Source organism: Burkholderia sp. MR1-5-21, assembly GCF_053427715.1.
Genome location: NZ_JBSAXD010000017.1, coordinates 21138 through 39566 on the forward strand (window position 1 = coordinate 21138; position 18429 = coordinate 39566).

The window sequence follows — 18429 nt, forward strand, 5'->3', positions numbered from 1 at the left end:
ATTCAGCCGCCGATCGCGCCGGGAAGCGGATCGTTCGCGGGCGTCGCCGCGCCGAACGCGACGGGCGGCACCGTGATAGCCGGTGCCGGCGAACCCGTCGTCCGGTATCCGGGCGCCGGGTCCGGCAGGGGCGGCGGGCCGTCGTCGGCCACGAAGTGAAAGGCGAATGCCATGTCGTCGGACAGCGGGCGATCGTCGCGATAGGTCGGCAGCATGCCGCGCACGCGAGCGTAGAGCGCTTCAGTGTACGGCGCGCGCGCCGCCTTGAGCGGTTGCAGATCATACGACTGCGCAGCGGCGAGCAGCTCGATGCCGAGGATGCGATTGCTGTTCTCGATGATGGCGAGCGCCTTCAGCGCCGCGGGCGTCGCGTGGCACAGGTGATCTTCCTGAAGCCCCGAGGTCACGCCGCCGTCGAGGCTCGTGGGCGCCGCCTCGCGGCGGTTCTGCGCGACGAGCGACGCGGCCGTGTATTGCGCGATCATGAAGCCCGAACGCGTGCCGCCCGCATGCGCGAGAAACGCGGGCAGGCCGCTGACGAGCGGGTTCACGAGGCGGTCCAGACGGCGCTCGGCCATCGCGGCGACCTGTGCGATCGCAGTCGCGAGGCTGTCCATGGCGAGCGCAATCGACGCGCCGACGGCATGGGCCTGCGAGTACACCTGCGGCGACTCCGGCGTGCCGGCGACGATCGGGTTGTCGGTGATCGACGCGAGCTCGCGGTTCACGACGTCGGCGGTCGCGGCGAGCACATCGCGCGCGGCGCCGTGCACATGCGGAATCGTGCGAATACTGAGCGGATCCTGCGTGCGTCGCCCGAGCGACGTCGCGAGCAGCTCGCTGCCCGCCAGCGCCGCACGCAGGCGTTCGCCGACGCGCGAGAGCCCGGGCGACACGCGCAATGCCAGCGAGCGCGCATCGAAGGCCGCCATCTGGCCGCCGAGATTCTCGAAGCTCATCGCGGCGACGACATCGGCCCAGTCGAGCAGCCGCTCCGCGCGCCGGAGCGCGAGCGCGGCAAGCCCGGTCACGCATGGCGTGCCGTTCACGAGGCTCAGGCCTTCCTTCGCCTCGAGCGACAACGGCTCCAGGCCGAGCCGGCGCAGCGCTTCGGCCCCGCCGAGCCGCTCGCCGTTCCAGCGCACATGCCCCGCGCCGATACAGACCAGCGCAATGTGCGCCATATGGCTCAGGTAGCCGACGGAGCCGAACGCGGGCACCTCGGGCAGGCAGTTTGCATCCAGCAGCGCGACGAGCCGCTCGACGACCTCGACCCGCACGCCCGAATGTCCGTGCGCAAAGTTGTTGATCGCGGCGGCCATGATCGCGCGGGTCTCTTCGGCGCCGAGCGGCTCGCCGACCCCGACCGCGTGACTCATCAGGATGTTGTGCGACAGGTCATGCTGCTTGTCCTGCGACACGACCACGTCGCACAGCGCGCCGACGCCGGTATTCACGCCATATGCGCGGATACCTCGTATGACGATCTGTTCGACGAGCGCGCGCGCTGCGCGAATGTCCGACCGCGCGTCAGCGGCGAGTTGCAGTGCTTCGCCCGCGGCGATGGCGGCGATGTCTTGCCAGCCGAGCGGGCCCTGGGTGCGGATGACTGTCATGGAGGCGCCTGCCGATCGTCGGGATTCAATGAGCGTTGCGATCCTGGTGGCTCGACACGAACTGGCGGAAGCGTTCCGACTTCAGTTCGCCGAACACTTCGTCCGGCGTGCCGTCCGAATCCACCTGGCCCTGGTGCAGGAACATCACGCGATTGGACACGTGCCGCGCGAAGCCCATTTCGTGCGTCACGACGAGCATCGTGCGACCTTCGTCGGCAAGCGCGCGCATCACGCGCAGCACTTCGCCGACCAGCTCCGGATCGAGCGCCGACGTCGGCTCGTCGAACAGCATCACCTTCGGATGCATCGCGAGCGCGCGCGCGATCGCGACGCGCTGCTGCTGGCCGCCCGACAGATGCGCGGGATAGTGGCCGCGCTTGTCGGCGAGCCCGACCTTCGCGAGCAGCGCCTCGGCTTCCTCGACCGCTTCGGCGCGGCTGCGCTTCTGCACGCGCATCGGTCCTTCGATCAGGTTGTCGAGCACCGTCATGTGCGACCAGAGATTGAAGTTCTGGAACACCATGCCGAGCTGGGAGCGGATACGGTCGACCTGGCGGCGGTCGCTCGGATGCAGCTTGCCGTCGCGGCGGCGCTTCATCTTCAGCTCTTCTCCGCCGAGCGCGACCGAGCCGTCGTCCGGCGTTTCCAGCAGGTTCAGGCAGCGCAGGAACGTGCTCTTGCCCGAACCGCTCGCGCCGAGAATCGAAATCACGTCGCCCTCGTGTGCGTCGAGCGAAATGCCCTTCAGTACGTGATGGTCGCCGAAGGTCTTGTGGATATTGCGCACGGACAGCGCAACGGGTGCGGATGCGTTCATCAATCTCTCCAGGTGTGGCGGCCGGTCACGATGCGGCGCGATGGGTTTCGAGCGGTGCAACGGGGCGCCGTGCGACGGGTGGCGCCGCGCGCAGATGGCGCGACAGCCGTTGCTCGACGAAGCCGATCACGCGTACGACGACGAAGTTCAGGAACAGGTAGATCAGTGCGGCGCACGCAAATACCTCGGTCGTGCGATAGGTCTGCTGGATGATCTGCTGTGCAACGCCCGTCACTTCCCAGACGGTGACGAGGCTCGCAAGCGCGGTCGACTTCACGAGCAGCACGGCTTCGGTCGAATAAGCGGGCAGGCACTGGCGCAGCGCGATCGGCCCGATCACGCGACGCAGCAGCGCGAAGCCGGACAGGCCGATCGAATAGCCGGCCTCGATCTGCCCGACGGGCACGGCCATCAGCCCGCCGCGAATGATCTCGGCGGTGTAGCCGGCCGTGCACAACGCGAGCGACAGCACGGCGCAGACGTACGGTTCGCGCAGTACCGGCCACAGGAAGCTCTCGCGAATCACGCCGAACTGCCCGAGCCCGTAGTAGACGAGGAACATCTGGATCAACAGCGGCGAGCCGCGAAACACGAGGATGTACGCACGCGCGATGCGGTTCGGCAGCCAGTGCGGCGACACGCGCATCGTGACGATCACGAGCGACAGCAGGCCGCCCAGAACCAGCGACAGGAAGAACAGGCCCAGCGTCGTCGGCACGGCGCCGATCAGTTGGCGCACCGTGTCGAGCAGGAACGCGAAATCGATTTGCATGATTGAACGCTCCCGAATCAGTTGCGCGCGAAGTTGCGCTTGAATGAACGGCCGACGATGGCTTCGGCTCGACCGAAGACGCGGTTCGACACGCCCGTCATCGCGAGATACAGCACACCGCCCGCGACGAAGAACAGGAAGTACTGGTGCGTCGACCCGGCCGCGATCTGGCTCGCGCGCAGCAGTTCGGCGAGGCCCGTGACCGAAATCAGCGCGGAGTCCTTGAGGCTCAGTTGCCAGACATTGCCGATGCCGGGCAGTGCGAAGCGCAGCACCTGCGGGATCAGGATCCGGCGCGCCATCGTCAGCGTCGGCATGCCGATCGCGCGCGCGGCTTCGAGCTCGCCGCGCGCGACCGCGAGCACGGCGGCACGGTAGACCTCGGCCTGGTACGCGCCGGAAATCATGCCCACCGCGACCGCACCGATCGCGAAAGGCGGCACGCCGATGAAACCGTCTGCGCCGAACCACTGGCCGACGGTTGTGACGAGCGACGAGCCGCCGAAATAGAACAGATAGATGACGAGCAGTTCAGGCACGCCGCGAAACACGGTCGTGTAGCAGTCGCCGAGGATGCGCAGCACGCGGAAGCGCGAGAGTTTCGCGGCGGCGATGAGCGCGCCGAACACCGCGCCGATCGCGAGTGCCGCGAGCGTCAGCACGACCGTCATCAGCGCGCCGAGGAGCAGCACGCTGCCCCAGCCGTCCGGCCCGAGGCCGAGTATGTTGAAAAGCGACAAGAGAGACATGGCATTCACCCACGCTAGCCTGCAAACGAAAGCCGCGCGCCGTCAGCGGCGCACGGCGGGCCCGGACGCAATCGTTACGGCGTCACGTCGGTCTTGAACCACTTCAGCGCGAGCTTCTTCACGGTGCCGTCGGCAAGCGCGGCCGTGATCGCGGTGTCGAACTTCGCCTTCAGGTCGGCGTCCTGCTTGCGGAACGCGAGGCCTTCGCCCGGCCCCCAGATCGGCCCGGCGATCTTCGTGCCGGCAATCACGACGGGAGACTTGTCCGCGTTCGCGGTGTAGTAGGTCACGTCGTCGAACGTCGCGTCGATGCGGCCGTTCGCGAGGTCGAGGTCACGCTCGGGCGCGGTCTTGTAGACGCGGATCGATGCGACGTCCTTGAAGTTCGCGTTGATGAAGCCTGTATAGACGGTGCCCGACTGGATACCGATCGTCTTGCCCTTCAACGCCTTGCGCATCGCGTCGACCGCGGGCAGATTGCTCCGCGCGTCGTTGTCGAGCTTGACCCCAGGAACGGCGGGTGCCGACTTCGGAAGCACCTTCGTATCGGCCACGGCGAAGGTCGCCGGCGTGGACGCGTAGGGCTTCGAGAACGCGATGATCTTCTCGCGATCCGGCGTGATCGAGATCGCATCCATCAGGACATCGAATTTTCCGGCCTGCAGGCCGGGAATCATCCCGTCCCAATCCTGGGAGACGAGCTTGCACTGCAGTTGCGCGCGCACACACAGGTTTTCGACCAGCTCGGGTTCGAAGCCGCCGAGCTTGCCGCCCGGCAGCGTCAGGTTCCACGGTGCATAACTGCCGTCCAGCGCGATCGTGACGGTCTTCCAGTCCTTCGCTCCGGCGCTGCCGCTCCCGAGCAGCGTGGCGCCAAATGCTGCGCCGATCAGAACCTTAGCCAACCTGGTGTACTTCGCTTGCATGTCGATACTCCTCTTCCTCTGTCAGTGGATACGTCGAACCTGCGAGCGCGTCCTGTTGCCCGCGCAGCTTGTCTATACAACATTGATAGAAGAAAAAAAATTGCGCAAGTGAATTTCGAGAAAGCGATGCTAGGGAACACCCTGATCCGATTGAACGTTGTCGCAACGGTGCGGGTTTGCCGGGCGGATCGGGCTTGGCCAATCGCCGAAGGCCCTTGTCGAGCGCAAGCGCCGGACAGCTTGTCTAGCCAATCCGGCGGCGATTCGGGAAGGTGACCGTCCGCCGGAATCTGTCGCGCATGCCGACACATTCCCCGGCAACCATTGCGGGCCGGTCGCGCGATTCCTCGAGACGATCGCGATAACGCCGGCGATGGGTCAATGTTCACGTCGATAGAGGAGCGGACATCGACGATTGGGACTGCAGATGTCTTCTCGACTGGAAGCGGCGACAGCTTCAATTTTGCATTCCCCTGAACAATTGGCGCACGTTTTGCTTATCGGGCTCGTGCACGGCACTCCGTTCGCCTCCCGCACCTCCCGCTTGCTCCCGTGAAATTGTCGTGATAGTTTTTCATGAAATTCGCAGACGATAATTTCACGGGAGCCTTCATGTTCCTGCAGTCGGATCGCCACGTCGCAAGCTATTACGCCGGTACCCATCCGGTGCCGATCCCGCTTCGTCCGGCGCTGGACCAGCGCGTCGACGTCGACGTGCTGGTCGTCGGCGCGGGCTTCAGCGGGCTGCATACGGCGCTGCGCCTGGCGCTTGCCGGCAAGCGGGTCGCGGTGCTCGAGGCGAGCCGGGTCGCGTGGGCGGCGTCGGGCCGCAACGGCGGCCAGGCGCTGCTCGGCTGGTCGTGCGACATGCCGCCGATCGAGCATTCGCTCGGCCGCGACGGCGCGCGCGCGCTGTGGGACAGCATGCGCTGGGCCGCGGCCGAAGTGCGCGAACTGCCGGCGCGGCACGGCTTCGACATCGATTACCGGCCGGGCAGCCTGTGGGCGGCCGTGCGCCCGCGCCGCGTCGCGATGCTCGCGCAGGCGCGCGACGAGGCGGTCGAGCGCTGGGGCTACGACCGGCTGCGCGTGATCCCGCACGCGGAGATGCCCGAATGGATCGGCGGCGCGCGCTATCTCGCCGCGCTCTACGATCCCGAGGCCGGCCACCTGAATCCGCTGAAGCTCGCGCTCGGACTCGCGCAGACGATCGAGCGCGCGGGCGGCCGCATCTTCGAGCAGAGCCGCGTGCTCGACTACCGCGAGACGGCGGGCGGCTACGTCGCGCGCACGGCCGGCGGCGAGGTGCGCGCGGACGTGCTGGTGCTCGCGTGCAACGCGTATGTCGACCGGCTCGATCCCGACCTGTCGCGCCGGCTGCTGCCGGTCGGCACCTACCAGGTCGCGACCGCGCCGCTCGACCCCGAGGTCGCGCGTTCGCTGCTGCCGCGCAACAGCTGCGTGATCGACAACCAGTTCGTGCCCGACTACTTCCGCCTGAGCCCCGACAACCGGCTGCTGTTCGGCGGCGGCTGCACGTATCTGGGCGGCATTCCCGCGGACATCGCGGCGGCGACGCGCCCGCACCTCGAACGCGTGTTTCCGCAACTGCGCGGCGTGCCGATCGACTATGCGTGGGGCGGGCACATCGACATCAGCATGCGCCGCACGCCGGACGTCGGCCGCCTCGGGCAGCGCTACTGGCTGCAGGGCTTCTCGGGCCACGGCGTGCTGCCGACGCTCGCGGCCGCGCGCGCCGTGGCCGACGCGGTGCTCGGCGACGGCCGGCTGCTCGGACTGTACCAGCGGATCCGCAACCCGCGCTTTCCGGGCGGCGACCGGCTCGCCGCGCCGCTGGAAGCGATCGGCAAGGCCTGGTACCGTTTGCGCGATACTGTCTGACACGCACACGTCCTCTGGAAAACACCATGAACGAACAGGAAGAGATCGAGAGCCTGGCGATCCTGATCCGCGACCTGCGCAAGCACCGCAAGGTCACGCTGAACGAACTGGCGGACAGGATCGGCCGCTCCGTCGGCTTCCTGTCGCAGGTGGAGCGCGGACTGTCGCGGCCGACCGTCGCGGACCTGACCGCGATCGGCGAGGCGCTCGGCGTGCCGACCACGTATTTCTACAGCCTGAGCAAGCCGCGCGCGGTGCCGTGGGTCACGCGGCCCGACGAACGGCGTACCGTGTACTACGCGGCGGGCATCACCGACATCCTCGTGTCGCCGAACATGCGCGCGCGCTTCTCGATCCTCGAAAGCCATCTCGCGCCGGGCGCGAGCAGCGGCGAGCGGCCGGTCGACGACAGCGACGAGCAGGGCGGCTTCGTGCTCGAAGGCGAGCTGACGATCTGGCTCGACAACGACGACACGCCCGTGACGCTCGGCCCGAACGACGCATTCCAGCTGCCCGCGCACCGGCGCTTTCGCTACGCGAACCTGACCGACGCGCCCACCCGGGTCATCTGGGTGTTTACCTGAGCTTCGGCTGACGCGGGGAGGCGGGCACGACCCGCGTCCGCCGCACGTTGTTTGCAGTACTGATCGACAGGTTCGCATGGCGATGCGCGTGCCGTGCGACCCCGGTTCGCCGCGATGCGGCATCGTCACACACGAAAAGAAGGATCAAACATGGCTGACGTCGTTTCCGCGCTGGTCGATGAAGTCCGGGCATTTCGCCAGACGCACCCCGAAATCCGTTATGTCGACCTGATCTGCCTGGACCTGCCCGGGCATTTCTACGGCAAGCGCTATCCGATCGACGCGCTCGAGAAGGTCGCGTCCGGGTCGCTGCTGAAGCTGCCGCAGAACTGCGTGCTGCTCGGCACCCAAGGCGGCCTCTACAAGATCGGCGACTACTGCTTCAACGACGGCGATCCGGACGCGCCGCGCCGGCTGATTCCCGGCACGCTGAAACCGGTGCGCTGGGAAAACCAGCCGCTCGCGCAGATGCTGATCAGCTCGGACGGCACCGACGCGCCGATCGAGTTCGAGCCGCGCGAAGTGCTCGCGCGCGTGCTGCGGCGCTTCGCGCGGCGCGGCATCCGCCCGGTCGTCGCGTTCGAGCTCGAGTTCTACCTGTTCGCCGCGCAGCTCGCCGAAGGCCTACCGCAATATCCGCGCGACCGCCTGAGCGACGACCGCGACGACCAGCCGAACATGCATATCGAGCGCCTGTCGCGCTTCTCCGACGTGCTGCACGAAATGGTCGAGGCAACCTGCGAGCAGGGCGTCGATGCGACGGTGATCACCGCCGAGCTCGGGCCCGGCCAGTTCGAGATCAACTTCGGCCACACCGACGACGGGCTGCGCGCGGCGGACTGGTCGGCGCTGTTCTGCCGCAGCACGCGCGGCGTCGCGCTCCGGCACGGCTATCGCGCGAGCTTCATGGGCAAGCCGTACCTGCATGCGCCGGGCAGCGGGATGCACGTGCACGTGAGCCTGTACGACGACGCGGGGCGCAACCTGCTCGCGGCGGACGGGCAGCGTCCGCTGCGCCATGCGGTCGCCGGCTGTCTCGCGCTGCTGCCGCACTGCATGCCGGTGTTCGCGCCGAATTACAATGCGTTCCGGCGCTACGGGTCGATGGTGAACGCGGCGAGCCGCGCGAGCTGGGGGTTCGAGGATCGCGACGCGTGCATCCGGATTCCCGAATCGGACGCGCGCAACCTGCGGATCGAGCATCGCCTCGCGAGTGCGGACGCGAATCCGTATCTCGTGCTGGCTGCGATCCTGACCGGGATGGAATACGGGCTCGATGCGGGGCGTGAGCCGATCGCGCCGCTCAACGACGATCGCGGCAGCGGCATCGATTTCCCGAAGGACATGCTCGCGGCGGTGGCCGCGATGCAGGATCATCCGGCCGTGCGCGAAGGGCTCGGCAGCGAGTTCGTGATGGTCTACTGCGAGAACAAGCGGCAGGAGCAGCTCGATTTCATGAACGAGATCGGCGCGCGGGAGTATCGGTGGTTTCTGTGAGCGGCAGGCAGTTGCCGTTCACGGCTGAACCGGGACGGCCGACGGCGGCGCAAGCGCCGCGTCGGCGATGTGACGGATACGGACTTACTGACCGAGCTTCGACGTCACGCAACCCGTGCTCGAGCACTCGCGGTCGCGCTCGCGCAGGAACGACAGGCGCGACTGCGTCATGTCGATCGCGCACTCGAGGTTCACGTAATACCCGTCGTCGCGCGTCGTGCTGCACTTGTCGTCCCGCTCCTTCAGCCACGCGAGCTGGCCGGTTTTCAGCGACGCCTGCTGGTCGCCGCTCAGCTGCTTGCGCAGCCGGCCGTACTGATCGTTCAGCTCGCGGTCGAGCTGCGAGAACTGCGTGCTGCTGCAGTACACCTGGTCGAACGCGCTGCGCGGCTTCGCGCAGCCTGCCGCGTGCGCGGCAAACGGCGTGGCGAGCGCGAACAGCGCGCATGATGCGATGAGCAGTTTCTTCTTCATGTCGATGCTCCTGGCTGGGTAAAAACCGGTGACGCAAGCGCGCCGCGCCGTCATTGGGGTGCGGTGCACGCCTCGATGCCGCCCGCGATCGCGGCGGACAGATGCTGGATCGTGTCCGGCTGCGCGAGCCGCTTTTCTTCGTCGGGATTGACGATCACGCCGGCTTCGACGAGCACGGCCGGAATCGGCGCGGTGCGCAGCACGACGAGATCGTCGAAGCGATGGATGCCGAGGCGCTTGTCGATCAGCGGACGGTTTTCGCCGCGGATCGGCTGTGCGTGATAGAGCGACGGCGTCTCGCCTGCCGCAATCAGCTTCTCGGCAATCGCTTTCGCGCAGCGCAGGCTCTGCGCGTAGTGCGGATTGCGCTCGGACACGAACACCGCGAAGCCGCGGAACTCGCGCTGCCGGCCGGCATCGATGAACTGCTGCTGCATCGAGTCGTGATGGATCGACACGAACAGGTCCGCGTCGGGCGCCTGCGTCGAGCGCTGGTCCAGCGCGATCTCGCGGCCGTCTGCCGACGTGCGCAGCACGCGGTCGCCGTCGTCGGTGAGCCGCTTCGCGACTGCGGCCGACAGGTCGAGGTTGTACAGGTATTCGACGCGGCCGCTCGCACCGGTTGCGCCCGGGTGAGCGGGCGTGTGGCCGGTGTCGACGACGATGTACGGACTATGTGCGCCCGCTGTGTGCGTGTCGGCAGCCGGCACTGTGTCGGCAGCGCGCAGCGCGAGCGGCGCGCCGAGCAGGGCCGCGCAGGCGATCGCGCGCGCGGTGGCGCCTGCGAACGGACGAAGGTGTTGGACGATTCGGCTCATCTTTCTTGTTGTCGCTTGGATGCGGCGCCGCACGACGAGGCGGTGCGGTGCCGCCGGCCTGCACGATGCAGTCGGAATGTGGCGCGATTATAGCGGCTGCCGACTACACCGCAATGACAAGACGGTGGGTGTCGAGCGGCGTGAAAGCAAGTTGTAAATGCGGTGACGGCGCCCGTCAGGCGAGCATGCGCTGTGCGGCGCGCATGCCCCAGTACGACGCTTCCTCGAACAGCGACAATCCCGACAGATCCGCATGCGCGAACGTGACCGGACCGTCGGCGTCGCGCAGCGCGAGCAGTCCCGGCCGGCTCAGGAAGCCGACGTCGGGCGACGCCATCGCGTGGCCGCGCACGGTGATGTCGAGCGCGCTCGCGTGCTTCCACAGTGCGCGCCCGTACACCGCGCTCAGGTCGATCGCCGCCTGCTCGCGCAACTCGTCGGGCTTCGCGGCGGCGAGCCAGCGGCGCGTGTCGTCGGGCGTCCGCGTGCTGAGCGCCTGGTACGCGGAGAACACCGAGCGCGTCGGCGGCGACAGCCGGATCAGCTGGTGCGTCGACACGACATAGCCGAGCCCCGCGCCGTCATGCACGACGTTGTCCCACGCGAGCGGCACGCCGGACGCTTCGGCGGGCATTCCGTCCAGCAGGAAGTTCGACACGAGCCACGGCGCGCGCGGCGGCAGGTCGCGTGCGGGCTCGAAGCCATACGCGCGCATCTGCGGGAATACGCGCGCGGCGACGAACAGCGGCATTGCACTGACGACGCGCCGCGCCTTCAGCGTGAACGTGGCGAGCGCGCCGTTGTCGATGCGTGCGCACAGCACGTCGACGCCGCCCGCGCGCTCGGTCGCACGAACCGCGAAGCCGTCCCGCGACCAGGCGTTCGAGCCGGTGCGCGCGTTGATCGAGTCGGACAGCTTCGTCACCATCGTGTGCAGCCCGTCGGGCCAGGTCAGCACCGCGCCGTCGCTCGCGTTGCGCGCATGGCCGCCGCGCGACGAGAAATAATGCAGCCCGGCCCACGCCGACACGCGCTCGTAGCCCGCGCCGTAATCGTCGCGGCAGCAGTAGTTCAGGTACCAGTGCAGCGACGGTGCCGTGTAGCCCTCGTCGAGCAGCCATTGCCGGAACGTGCGCGTGTCGAGCGCGCGCCAGCGCGGGTCGCGCGACGATTCCGCGAGCGGGATGCAGAAGACCTTGCGGCCGTCGTTGCCGCGCGCGGTGCGCAGCGCGTCCGTGTACGCGAAGAAGCGCGTTTGCTGCGCGAGTTCGTCGTTGCCGATGCCGGTCGTCGGCACGAGCCCGTCCTGCCATTGGCCGTCGATGAATAGCCGCTCGTCGGGGGCATGGACGAGCACGCGCTCGTCGAAGACGGGCCGCGCGGACAGCGGCGCGGATTCGATCACGCCGAGATCGGCGAGCATGTCGCGCAGGTGCGTCGATTCGAGCGACGGCAGCGGCAGGTAGTGCGCGCCTTTCGGATAGCCGAGGTCGCCGAAGCGGCCGCCGGCCGCGTTGCCGCCGAACTCCGGGCCGGCAAGCACGACGAAATTCCTGTGGCCCGCGCGCGCGAGCTGCCACGCGCACGACAGGCCGGCCGCGCCGGCGCCGAGGATCGCGACGTCGGTCTCGAGCGTGCCGGACGGCGGCGGCAGCGCCGCGTGATCGCGCAGCGCATGGCCTTCGCGCATGCCCGGATAGTCGACGCGCGGCGTCGTCTCGATCCAGCCGCTGCGGCCGCACGCGGCGAGCGACGCGGCCGCCGACGCGACGAGGAACGTGCGGCGGTCCATCAGCGCAGCACGTGCTTCCAGTCGTCGTCGAAGCGGCGCACGAGCGGCTGGTCGTTGAGTTCGTTCGCCGACATCGGCAGCGCGGGCATGTCGGCGGGGAAGTGGAACATCTCGGCAGCCGTCTGTGCATCGAGCCAGCGCGTCGGCACCGAGTAGTGCGCCGGCACCGTGAAGTCGCGGCGCTTGCCGGCGATCACGAAGCCCCAGTCGCCGAACGACGGCACGTAGCAGTGGTACGGCCACGTATTGAGGCCCGCCTCGTGCAGCGTCGCGACGATCGTCCAGTACGCGTGCGGCGCGAAGTACGGCGACGTCGACTGGATCACCGCGTAGCCGTTCTCCGACAGATGCCGCGCGAGCAGCCGGAACACCGGCACCGAATACAGGCGGCCGAGGCCGAAGTTGGTCGGGTCGGGGAAGTCGACGACGATCGCGTCGTACACGTTGGCGTTCGATTCGAGCCAGCGCACCGCGTCGTCGTTGATCACGTGCACGCGCGGATCCTTCAGCGAACCCTGGTTCAGCTTCACGAGCGGCGCGGACGTCGAGAACAGCTTCGTCATCGCCGGATCGAGATCGACGAGCGTGATCTGCTCGATGTTCCGGTGCTTCAGCAGTTCGCGCACCGCGAGCCCGTCGCCGCCGCCGAGCACGAGCACGTGCTTCGCCCAAGGCAGCGCCTCGAGCGTCGGATGGATCAGCGCCTCGTGATAGCGGTGCTCGTCGCGCGACGAGAACTGCAGGTTGCCGTTCAGGTAGAGCCGCATGTCGTCGTGCCATTGCGTGAGCACGATCCGCTGGTACGGCGTGGTTTCCGAATAGATCGTCTCGTCGCCGTATACGCCGTGCTCGGCCCAGTGCGTAATGCGGCCCGACAGCGCGAAGCCGGCGACGAGCAACCCGATCACGAGCGACGCGCGCATCTGCTTCGTGCGCACGTGGCTGATCTCGTCGCGGAACAGGTGTGTCGTCCACAGCGCGACAAGCGCGTTCAGGATCCCGAACAGAAAGCTCGTGCGCAACAGGCCGAGGCGCGGCGCGAGCACGAGCGGAAAGATCAGCGACACGGCGAGCGAGCCGAGATAGTCGAAGCTGAGCACTTCGCTGACGGTGTGGCGGAACGCCTGGCGCCGCTGCTGGAACGCGCGCATCACGAGCGGGATCTCCATCCCGATCAGCACGCCGAGCGCGAACACGAGCGCGTAGAGTGCCGCGCGGAACGGCGCCGCGAGCCATGCGAACACTGCGAACAGCAGCGCGGCCGACACGCCGCCGAGCAGGCCGACGAGCAGCTCGATGTCGACGAAGCGGTCGAGCACGTGCTCGTCTTCGACGAATTTCGCGAGCCACGAGCCGACGCCCATCGCGAACAGGTAGCAGCCGATCACCGACGAGAACTGCAGGATCGAATCGCCGAGCAGGTAGCTCGACAACGCGCTGCTGATCAGTTCGTAGCCGAGCCCGCACGACGCGAGCACGAGAATCGACAGGACGAGCGCGCGCTTATGCAGCATGGGGCGTCCGTTGTATCGCAGTCGGCAAAGTGGATATACTGGCGCGGACTTGGGTGGGGCGGCCATCCGTGGGGCGGCTATTCGCGGTGGGGGGCATCGCGGGACGGCCGGCCTGAACCCGGCCGACCGGGCGCCGGCCGGCCGCGGGGCGGCGAACCGAGCACAAAATCCGAGGAAAAGAATGAATAGTGCCTTTTCTTATGCGGTTCATTTACTGTCGGCGTTCGTGCTGCTTCTGGCGTTCGCGGCAGTGTACCTGAAGGTCACCCCGTTCGACGAACTGGCCTTGATCCGCGACGGCAACGTCGCCGCGCTGCTGTCGTTCGCCGGCGCGCTGATCGGCTTCTGCCTCACGCTCGCGTCGAGCATCGCGCACAATTCCACTTTCGTCGAGGTCGTGCTGTGGGCGGTCGGCGCGATGGTCGTGCAGCTCGTGACCTATGCGGCGCTGACCCGGCTGATGCCCGGCATGAACCACGCGATCGAAGACCGCAACGCGGCGATGGGCGGCCTGATGGGCACCGCGTCGCTGGTCGTCGGCATCATCAACGCTGCCTGCCTGACCTGACGCCGCGCGCGTCCGAGGAGACTGTGATGAGTTTCGGTTCGTTCATCCGCAAGCAATTCGTCGACGTCCTGCAATGGACGGAAGACACCGACGGCGTGCTCGTGTGGCGCTACCCGATGCAGGACATGGAGATCCGCTATGGCGCGCAGCTGACCGTGCGCGAGTCGCAGGTCGCCGTGTTCGTCAACGAAGGGCAGATCGCCGACGTGTTCCAGCCGGGCCTGCATACGCTGACGACCCAGACGCTGCCGGTGCTTACCTACCTGCGCAACTGGGACAAGCTCTTTCAGTCGCCTTTCAAGTCCGATGTCTATTTCTTCAGCACGCGGCTGCAGCTCGGCCGCCGCTGGGGCACCGCGCAGCCGGTCACGATTCGCGACCGCGAGTTCGGCATCGTGCAGGTGCGCGCGTTCGGCATCTACTCGTACCGGATCGTCGACGTGCCCGCGTTCCACCGGCAGATCAGCGGTACGCGCGCGCAATACACGGTCGACGATCTCGAGCAGCAGATTCGCAATCTCGTCGTGACCGGGATGACCACCGCGTTCGGCTCGGCCGACGTCGCGTTCATCGACATGGCGGCGAACCTGACGCAGCTGTCGCACCGGATCGCCGAGGCGCTCGTGCCGGCGTTCACGCGCTATGGCCTCGCGCTCGACGCATTCGTGGTCGAGAGCGTGTCGCTGCCGGCCGAACTGCAGAAGGCGCTGGACCTGCGGATCGGCGCGAGCGTCGCGGGCGATCTCGGCCGCGTCACGCAATTCCAGACCGCGCAGGCGATTCCGCTGGCCGCACAGAACCCGGGCGGTGTCGCGGGCCTCGGCGCGGGCCTCGCGGCCGGCGCGGCGATCGGGCAGGCGATGGCCGGCCAGATTGCAGGTCAGATTGCCGGCCAGGTCGCGGGCGGCGCGCAGCCGGCCGCACCGCAACCGCCTGCCGCCGTACAACCGGCCGCGCAACCGGCCGCGCCCGCGGCGGGCACCGATTACGTGCAGCGCCTCGAGCAACTGAAGGCGCTGCTCGACAAGGGGCTCGTGACCGACGAAGAATATTCGCGCGCGAAGGCCGAGATTCTCGCGAAACTCACCCAATAAACGTCGCGCATGTTCAGTACTTCGTGCCCCCAGTGCGGCGCGCCGGTCACGTTCCGCTCGGCAGCGGCGGTGATGGCCGTCTGCGCGTTCTGCCGCAGCACATTGCTCAAGCGCGGCGAAGACGTCGAGCGGATCGGCGAACTGGCGACGGTGATCGACGATGCGTCGCCGATCCAGCTCGGCACCGCCGGCCGCTATGGCAAGCTCGCGTTCACCGTGCTCGGGCGGCTGCAGATGACCTACGACGCGGGCATGTGGAGCGAGTGGTACGTCGTGTTCGATGACGGCACGTTCGGCTGGCTGTCGGATGCGTCGGGCCAGTACGCGATCACGGTCCGCCAGCCCGACGACGCGCTGGGCTCCTGGCCCGCATTCAGTGCGCTGCAACCGGGCATGCAGATCGCGCACGGCGGCTTGCACTACCTGGTGTCGGACGTGCGCACCGCGCGCTGCACGGGCGGCGACGGCGAGCTGCCGTTCCGCGTCGATGCGGGCTGGGAAGCGCGCGTCGCTGATCTGCGCACCGGCAATGCGTTCGCGACGTTCGACTACTCCGATGCGGGCGACGGCGGCCGTCCGGTGCTGTACGCGGGCGAAGCGATGACGTTCGACGCGCTCGCATTCACCGGGCTGCGCGACGCGGAGGCGGACACGCGCGAAAAACGCGGCGCGGAGATGGTGCCGTTCGCATGCCCGAGTTGCGGCGCGCCGCTGTCGTATGCGCCGAACGTCGCCGACTACGTCGTGTGCGGCAGTTGTCATGCGGGCGTGCAATGCACGGCCGAGCAGCAGACCGTGTTTTCGAAGCAGCGCGAGCTCGACGCGGTGAAGGGGGCGCTGGAGCTCGGCGCGACCGGCACGTTCGACGGCGCGAAGTACACGGTGATCGGCATGATGCGCTGCAGGGTGCCGGGCGACAACGAAACGTGGGACGAGTACCTGCTGCTGCATCCGACGCGCGGCTTCCTGTGGCTCGTGCAGAGCGAAGGACGCTGGGAGCGCGTCAGCGTGCTCGACCACTGGCCGGCGATCGGCAGCGACACCGAAGTGACGGACGGCGGCAAGACCTATCGCAAGCGCGACGCATACGGCTCGGAAGTCGTATACGTGGTCGGCGCGTTCAACTGGCGCGTGCAGGTCGGCGATCGCACGTCGATCGTCGACTACGGCTGGCAGAACGACAAGCTGACGATGGAGCGCAGCGCGAACGAGATCGTCTGGTCGCGCGCGCAGCGGATCGCGAACGGCAAGCTCGCCGAGCGCTTCGGCGTGGCCGCGCTCGCGGCGGGCGGCGCGGCGGCCGCGGCTGCGGTTTCGGCGGGTGCTGCCGCTGTCGTAGCGGGCACAGGCGCGGGTGCGGAATCCGAAGCGGAGGACAAGAATCCGCATAGCTTCGCGCCGCTGCCGCTGCTGTTCAGCGTGGTGTATGTGTTCCTCAATTTCCCGGAGCTGTTCGCGTTCGACGGCCGCACGGTGTACGTGCTGATCGGCCTGCTCGTGCTGTGGCTGCCCGAGTGGGTGTGGAAGGGATTCGCATCGGACAGGGGTGAGTCGTGATCAGGCACATCCTCTACGGAATCTATGCGGCGATCGTCGTCGCGCTGTTCAGCTGCACGTCGCCGGGCAGCGGCAGCGGAAGCGGAAGCGGCGGAAGCGGATGGGGCAGCACGTCGGCCCGCAGCGGCTACTCGTCGTACGGGTCGCACAAATGACCGAGCACGACGCAGGCGTTGCGCCGCGCGCGACGCTCGGCTCGCACGTGCTGGCCGATCTTGCCGGCGTCGACGCGGCGCTGCTGTGCGACGCCGCGCGCCTGGAGGCCGTGCTCACCGACGCGGCGCGCCGCGCGGGCGCGCGCGTGATCGGCGCGCATTTCCATCATTTCGGCGGTGCGCATGGCGTGACGGGCGTCGTGCTGCTCGCCGAATCGCACATCACGATTCATACGTGGCCCGAGTATGGCTTCGCGGCGGTCGATGCGTTCATGTGCGGCGCGGCGCGCGCGGCCGACGCGGTCGATGCGATCGCCGCGGCGCTCGGCGCGCAGACGCAGGCTCGGCGGCAGGTGGCGCGCGGCGGGGTGTGAGCGTTCGTCAGACATCGTCAACTGGAAACTGCGCTCGAGTGTGCTCGATTGACGCATCTCGAAATTTCTCCTACGATTCGTTCCATGCCTTCGGGACAGACCCGAAGCGTTTCAATCTCTTGAGGGAGCCTCATGAGTACGCAACACACCAGGCGCTTCGACGCGCTTGTCTTCATTGGTCGTTTCCAGCCTCCGCATCGTGGCCACCTGAACGTGCTGAAGTCGGCACTGAGCCGGGCCGAGCGCGTCTGCGTGCTGATCGGGTCGACCGGCAAGCCCCGCACCATCAAGGATCCGTTCTCGTTCGACGAGCGCAGCCAGATGCTGGCGTCGCTGCTCGACGCATCCGAGCGCGAGCGCGTGACCGTCGCACCCGTGGAGGATTCGACGTACAACGACGGCGACTGGGTGCGCTGGGTGCAGGACGCCGTCTCGTCCGCGCTGGGCGACGTCGCGCAGAAGAAGGTCGGGCTGATCGGCCACGAGAAGGATGCATCGTCGTATTACCTGCGGATGTTCCCGCAGTGGGAGCTGGTCGACGTCGACGCGACGGAAGACATCTCCGCCACCGAAATCCGCGACCAGTATTTCTCGGAACGCACGAACAGCTTCGTGCAGTGGGCCGTGCCCGAACCCGTGTTCGGCTGGCTCGAGCGCTTCCGCACGCAGCCGGAATTCGCGCAGCTGAAGGCCGAGGCCGAGTTCATCGCCGCGTATCGCAAGGCGTGGGCCGCCGCGCCGTATCCGGTCACGTTCGTGACCGTCGACGCGGTCGTCGTGCACTCGGGGCACATCCTGCTCGTGCGCCGCCGCAGCGAACCGGGCCGCGGCCTGTGGGCGCTGCCGGGCGGCTTCGTGAACCAGGACGAACGGCTCGATACCGCATGCATCCGCGAGCTGCGCGAGGAAACCGGCCTGAAGCTGCCGGAGCCCGTGCTGCGCGGCTCGCTCAAGGATCGCCAGGTGTTCGATCACCCGACCCGTTCGCTGCGCGGCCGCACGATCACGCACGCATGCCTGTTCAATTTCCCGACCGGCGAACTGCCGCGCGTGAAGGGCAGCGACGATGCCGACAAGGCGCGCTGGGTGCCGCTGAACGAATTCGCGCAGATGCGCGGCGTGATGTTCGAGGATCACTTCGACATCGCCTATCACTTCCTGGGGAAACTCTGATCCGCTGATTCCCCGCATTCCGCCGTCGCGACAGACGCGACGGTTTT

The 18429-nt window shown here is 67.8% G+C and carries 18 protein-coding genes; 9 read left to right on the forward strand and 9 right to left on the reverse strand.

Annotated features, from left to right (window positions below):
- Window positions 1-2 precede the first annotated feature (2 nt).
- The 5 genes from ACV229_RS22520 to ACV229_RS22540 form a co-directional block, all read right to left on the reverse strand.
- Window positions 3-1616 carry an HAL/PAL/TAL family ammonia-lyase gene (locus ACV229_RS22520; protein WP_448085319.1) on the reverse strand — a complete coding sequence of 538 codons (1614 nt, stop codon included), beginning with the start codon at window positions 1614-1616 and terminating at the stop codon, window positions 3-5.
- A gap of 25 nt (window positions 1617-1641) precedes the next feature.
- A complete protein-coding gene (locus ACV229_RS22525) occupies window positions 1642-2433 on the reverse strand; it encodes an ABC transporter ATP-binding protein (RefSeq protein WP_448085320.1) in 792 nt (263 codons plus the stop codon).
- Window positions 2434-2458: 25 nt separating this feature from the next.
- Window positions 2459-3205: an ABC transporter permease gene (locus ACV229_RS22530; protein ID WP_448085321.1), complete on the reverse strand. Its 747-nt coding sequence runs from the start codon at window positions 3203-3205 to the stop codon at window positions 2459-2461.
- A gap of 17 nt (window positions 3206-3222) precedes the next feature.
- Entirely contained in the window at window positions 3223-3954 is a 732-nt protein-coding gene (locus tag ACV229_RS22535) for an ABC transporter permease (protein ID WP_448085322.1), read from the reverse strand.
- A 74-nt stretch (window positions 3955-4028) separates the two neighbouring features.
- A complete protein-coding gene (locus tag ACV229_RS22540; RefSeq protein WP_448085323.1) occupies window positions 4029-4880 on the reverse strand; it encodes a transporter substrate-binding domain-containing protein in 852 nt (283 codons plus the stop codon).
- A gap of 612 nt (window positions 4881-5492) precedes the next feature.
- Between ACV229_RS22540 and ACV229_RS22545 the strand changes: the two genes are divergently transcribed.
- The 3 genes from ACV229_RS22545 (at window position 5493) to ACV229_RS22555 (ending at window position 8863) form a co-directional block, all read left to right on the forward strand.
- Window positions 5493-6782 (forward strand): NAD(P)/FAD-dependent oxidoreductase, encoded by a 1290-nt coding sequence (locus ACV229_RS22545; RefSeq protein WP_448085452.1) that lies wholly within the window; start codon window positions 5493-5495, stop codon window positions 6780-6782.
- 26 nt (window positions 6783-6808) lie between these two features.
- The gene (locus tag ACV229_RS22550) at window positions 6809-7366 is read left to right on the forward strand and encodes a helix-turn-helix domain-containing protein (protein ID WP_448085324.1); all 558 of its coding nucleotides are present in this window, start codon (window positions 6809-6811) and stop codon (window positions 7364-7366) included.
- Window positions 7367-7516: 150 nt separating this feature from the next.
- Window positions 7517-8863, forward strand: coding sequence for a glutamine synthetase family protein (locus ACV229_RS22555; protein ID WP_448085325.1), 1347 nt, complete (start codon window positions 7517-7519; stop codon window positions 8861-8863).
- An 84-nt stretch (window positions 8864-8947) separates the two neighbouring features.
- Here ACV229_RS22555 and ACV229_RS22560 read toward each other — a convergent pair whose 3' ends face one another.
- The 4 genes from ACV229_RS22560 to ACV229_RS22575 form a co-directional block, all read right to left on the reverse strand.
- Window positions 8948-9337 carry a lysozyme inhibitor LprI family protein gene (locus ACV229_RS22560; protein WP_448085326.1) on the reverse strand — a complete coding sequence of 130 codons (390 nt, stop codon included), beginning with the start codon at window positions 9335-9337 and terminating at the stop codon, window positions 8948-8950.
- 50 nt (window positions 9338-9387) lie between these two features.
- Window positions 9388-10155, reverse strand: a complete 768-nt coding sequence (locus ACV229_RS22565) for an N-acetylmuramoyl-L-alanine amidase family protein (RefSeq protein ID WP_448085327.1) — start codon at window positions 10153-10155, stop codon at window positions 9388-9390.
- Between the two features lie 175 nt (window positions 10156-10330).
- On the reverse strand, window positions 10331-11947 hold the full coding sequence (locus tag ACV229_RS22570) for an FAD-dependent oxidoreductase (RefSeq protein ID WP_448085328.1): 1617 nt from the start codon (window positions 11945-11947) through the stop codon (window positions 10331-10333).
- Window positions 11947-13461: a polyamine aminopropyltransferase gene (locus tag ACV229_RS22575; RefSeq protein ID WP_448085329.1), complete on the reverse strand. Its 1515-nt coding sequence runs from the start codon at window positions 13459-13461 to the stop codon at window positions 11947-11949. Before ACV229_RS22575 ends, ACV229_RS22570 begins: the two co-directional genes overlap by 1 nt.
- 181 nt (window positions 13462-13642) lie before the next feature.
- On the opposite strand from ACV229_RS22575, the gene ACV229_RS22580 reads away from it, so the two are divergent.
- From ACV229_RS22580 to ACV229_RS22605, 6 genes are all read left to right on the forward strand, one after another.
- Complete coding sequence (locus tag ACV229_RS22580) at window positions 13643-14029, forward strand: DUF350 domain-containing protein (RefSeq protein WP_448085330.1); 387 nt, start codon at window positions 13643-13645, stop codon at window positions 14027-14029.
- Window positions 14030-14055: 26 nt separating this feature from the next.
- Entirely contained in the window at window positions 14056-15123 is a 1068-nt protein-coding gene (locus ACV229_RS22585; RefSeq protein WP_448085331.1) for an SPFH domain-containing protein, read from the forward strand.
- Window positions 15124-15132: 9 nt separating this feature from the next.
- A complete protein-coding gene (locus ACV229_RS22590; protein WP_448085332.1) occupies window positions 15133-16680 on the forward strand; it encodes a DUF4178 domain-containing protein in 1548 nt (515 codons plus the stop codon).
- Window positions 16677-16835, forward strand: a complete 159-nt coding sequence (locus tag ACV229_RS22595; protein ID WP_448085333.1) for a hypothetical protein — start codon at window positions 16677-16679, stop codon at window positions 16833-16835. Before ACV229_RS22590 ends, ACV229_RS22595 begins: the two co-directional genes overlap by 4 nt.
- On the forward strand, window positions 16832-17209 hold the full coding sequence (gene speD, locus ACV229_RS22600; RefSeq protein WP_448085334.1) for an adenosylmethionine decarboxylase: 378 nt from the start codon (window positions 16832-16834) through the stop codon (window positions 17207-17209). Before ACV229_RS22595 ends, speD begins: the two co-directional genes overlap by 4 nt.
- A 132-nt stretch (window positions 17210-17341) precedes the next feature.
- On the forward strand, window positions 17342-18382 hold the full coding sequence (locus ACV229_RS22605; RefSeq protein ID WP_448085335.1) for a bifunctional nicotinamide-nucleotide adenylyltransferase/Nudix hydroxylase: 1041 nt from the start codon (window positions 17342-17344) through the stop codon (window positions 18380-18382).
- Window positions 18383-18429 lie beyond the last annotated feature (47 nt).

Coding starts and splice junctions, on each gene's coding strand:
- ACV229_RS22520 (WP_448085319.1), bottom strand. CDS start 1,616: ATGACAGTCATCCGCACCCAGGGCCCGCTCGGCTGGCAAGACATCGCC.
- ACV229_RS22525 (WP_448085320.1), bottom strand. CDS start 2,433: ATGAACGCATCCGCACCCGTTGCGCTGTCCGTGCGCAATATCCACAAG.
- ACV229_RS22530 (WP_448085321.1), bottom strand. CDS start 3,205: ATGCAAATCGATTTCGCGTTCCTGCTCGACACGGTGCGCCAACTGATC.
- ACV229_RS22535 (WP_448085322.1), bottom strand. CDS start 3,954: ATGTCTCTCTTGTCGCTTTTCAACATACTCGGCCTCGGGCCGGACGGC.
- ACV229_RS22540 (WP_448085323.1), bottom strand. CDS start 4,880: ATGCAAGCGAAGTACACCAGGTTGGCTAAGGTTCTGATCGGCGCAGCA.
- ACV229_RS22545 (WP_448085452.1), top strand. CDS start 5,493: ATGTTCCTGCAGTCGGATCGCCACGTCGCAAGCTATTACGCCGGTACC.
- ACV229_RS22550 (WP_448085324.1), top strand. CDS start 6,809: ATGAACGAACAGGAAGAGATCGAGAGCCTGGCGATCCTGATCCGCGAC.
- ACV229_RS22555 (WP_448085325.1), top strand. CDS start 7,517: ATGGCTGACGTCGTTTCCGCGCTGGTCGATGAAGTCCGGGCATTTCGC.
- ACV229_RS22560 (WP_448085326.1), bottom strand. CDS start 9,337: ATGAAGAAGAAACTGCTCATCGCATCATGCGCGCTGTTCGCGCTCGCC.
- ACV229_RS22565 (WP_448085327.1), bottom strand. CDS start 10,155: ATGAGCCGAATCGTCCAACACCTTCGTCCGTTCGCAGGCGCCACCGCG.
- ACV229_RS22570 (WP_448085328.1), bottom strand. CDS start 11,947: ATGGACCGCCGCACGTTCCTCGTCGCGTCGGCGGCCGCGTCGCTCGCC.
- ACV229_RS22575 (WP_448085329.1), bottom strand. CDS start 13,461: ATGCTGCATAAGCGCGCGCTCGTCCTGTCGATTCTCGTGCTCGCGTCG.
- ACV229_RS22580 (WP_448085330.1), top strand. CDS start 13,643: ATGAATAGTGCCTTTTCTTATGCGGTTCATTTACTGTCGGCGTTCGTG.
- ACV229_RS22585 (WP_448085331.1), top strand. CDS start 14,056: ATGAGTTTCGGTTCGTTCATCCGCAAGCAATTCGTCGACGTCCTGCAA.
- ACV229_RS22590 (WP_448085332.1), top strand. CDS start 15,133: ATGTTCAGTACTTCGTGCCCCCAGTGCGGCGCGCCGGTCACGTTCCGC.
- speD (WP_448085334.1), top strand. CDS start 16,832: ATGACCGAGCACGACGCAGGCGTTGCGCCGCGCGCGACGCTCGGCTCG.
- ACV229_RS22605 (WP_448085335.1), top strand. CDS start 17,342: ATGAGTACGCAACACACCAGGCGCTTCGACGCGCTTGTCTTCATTGGT.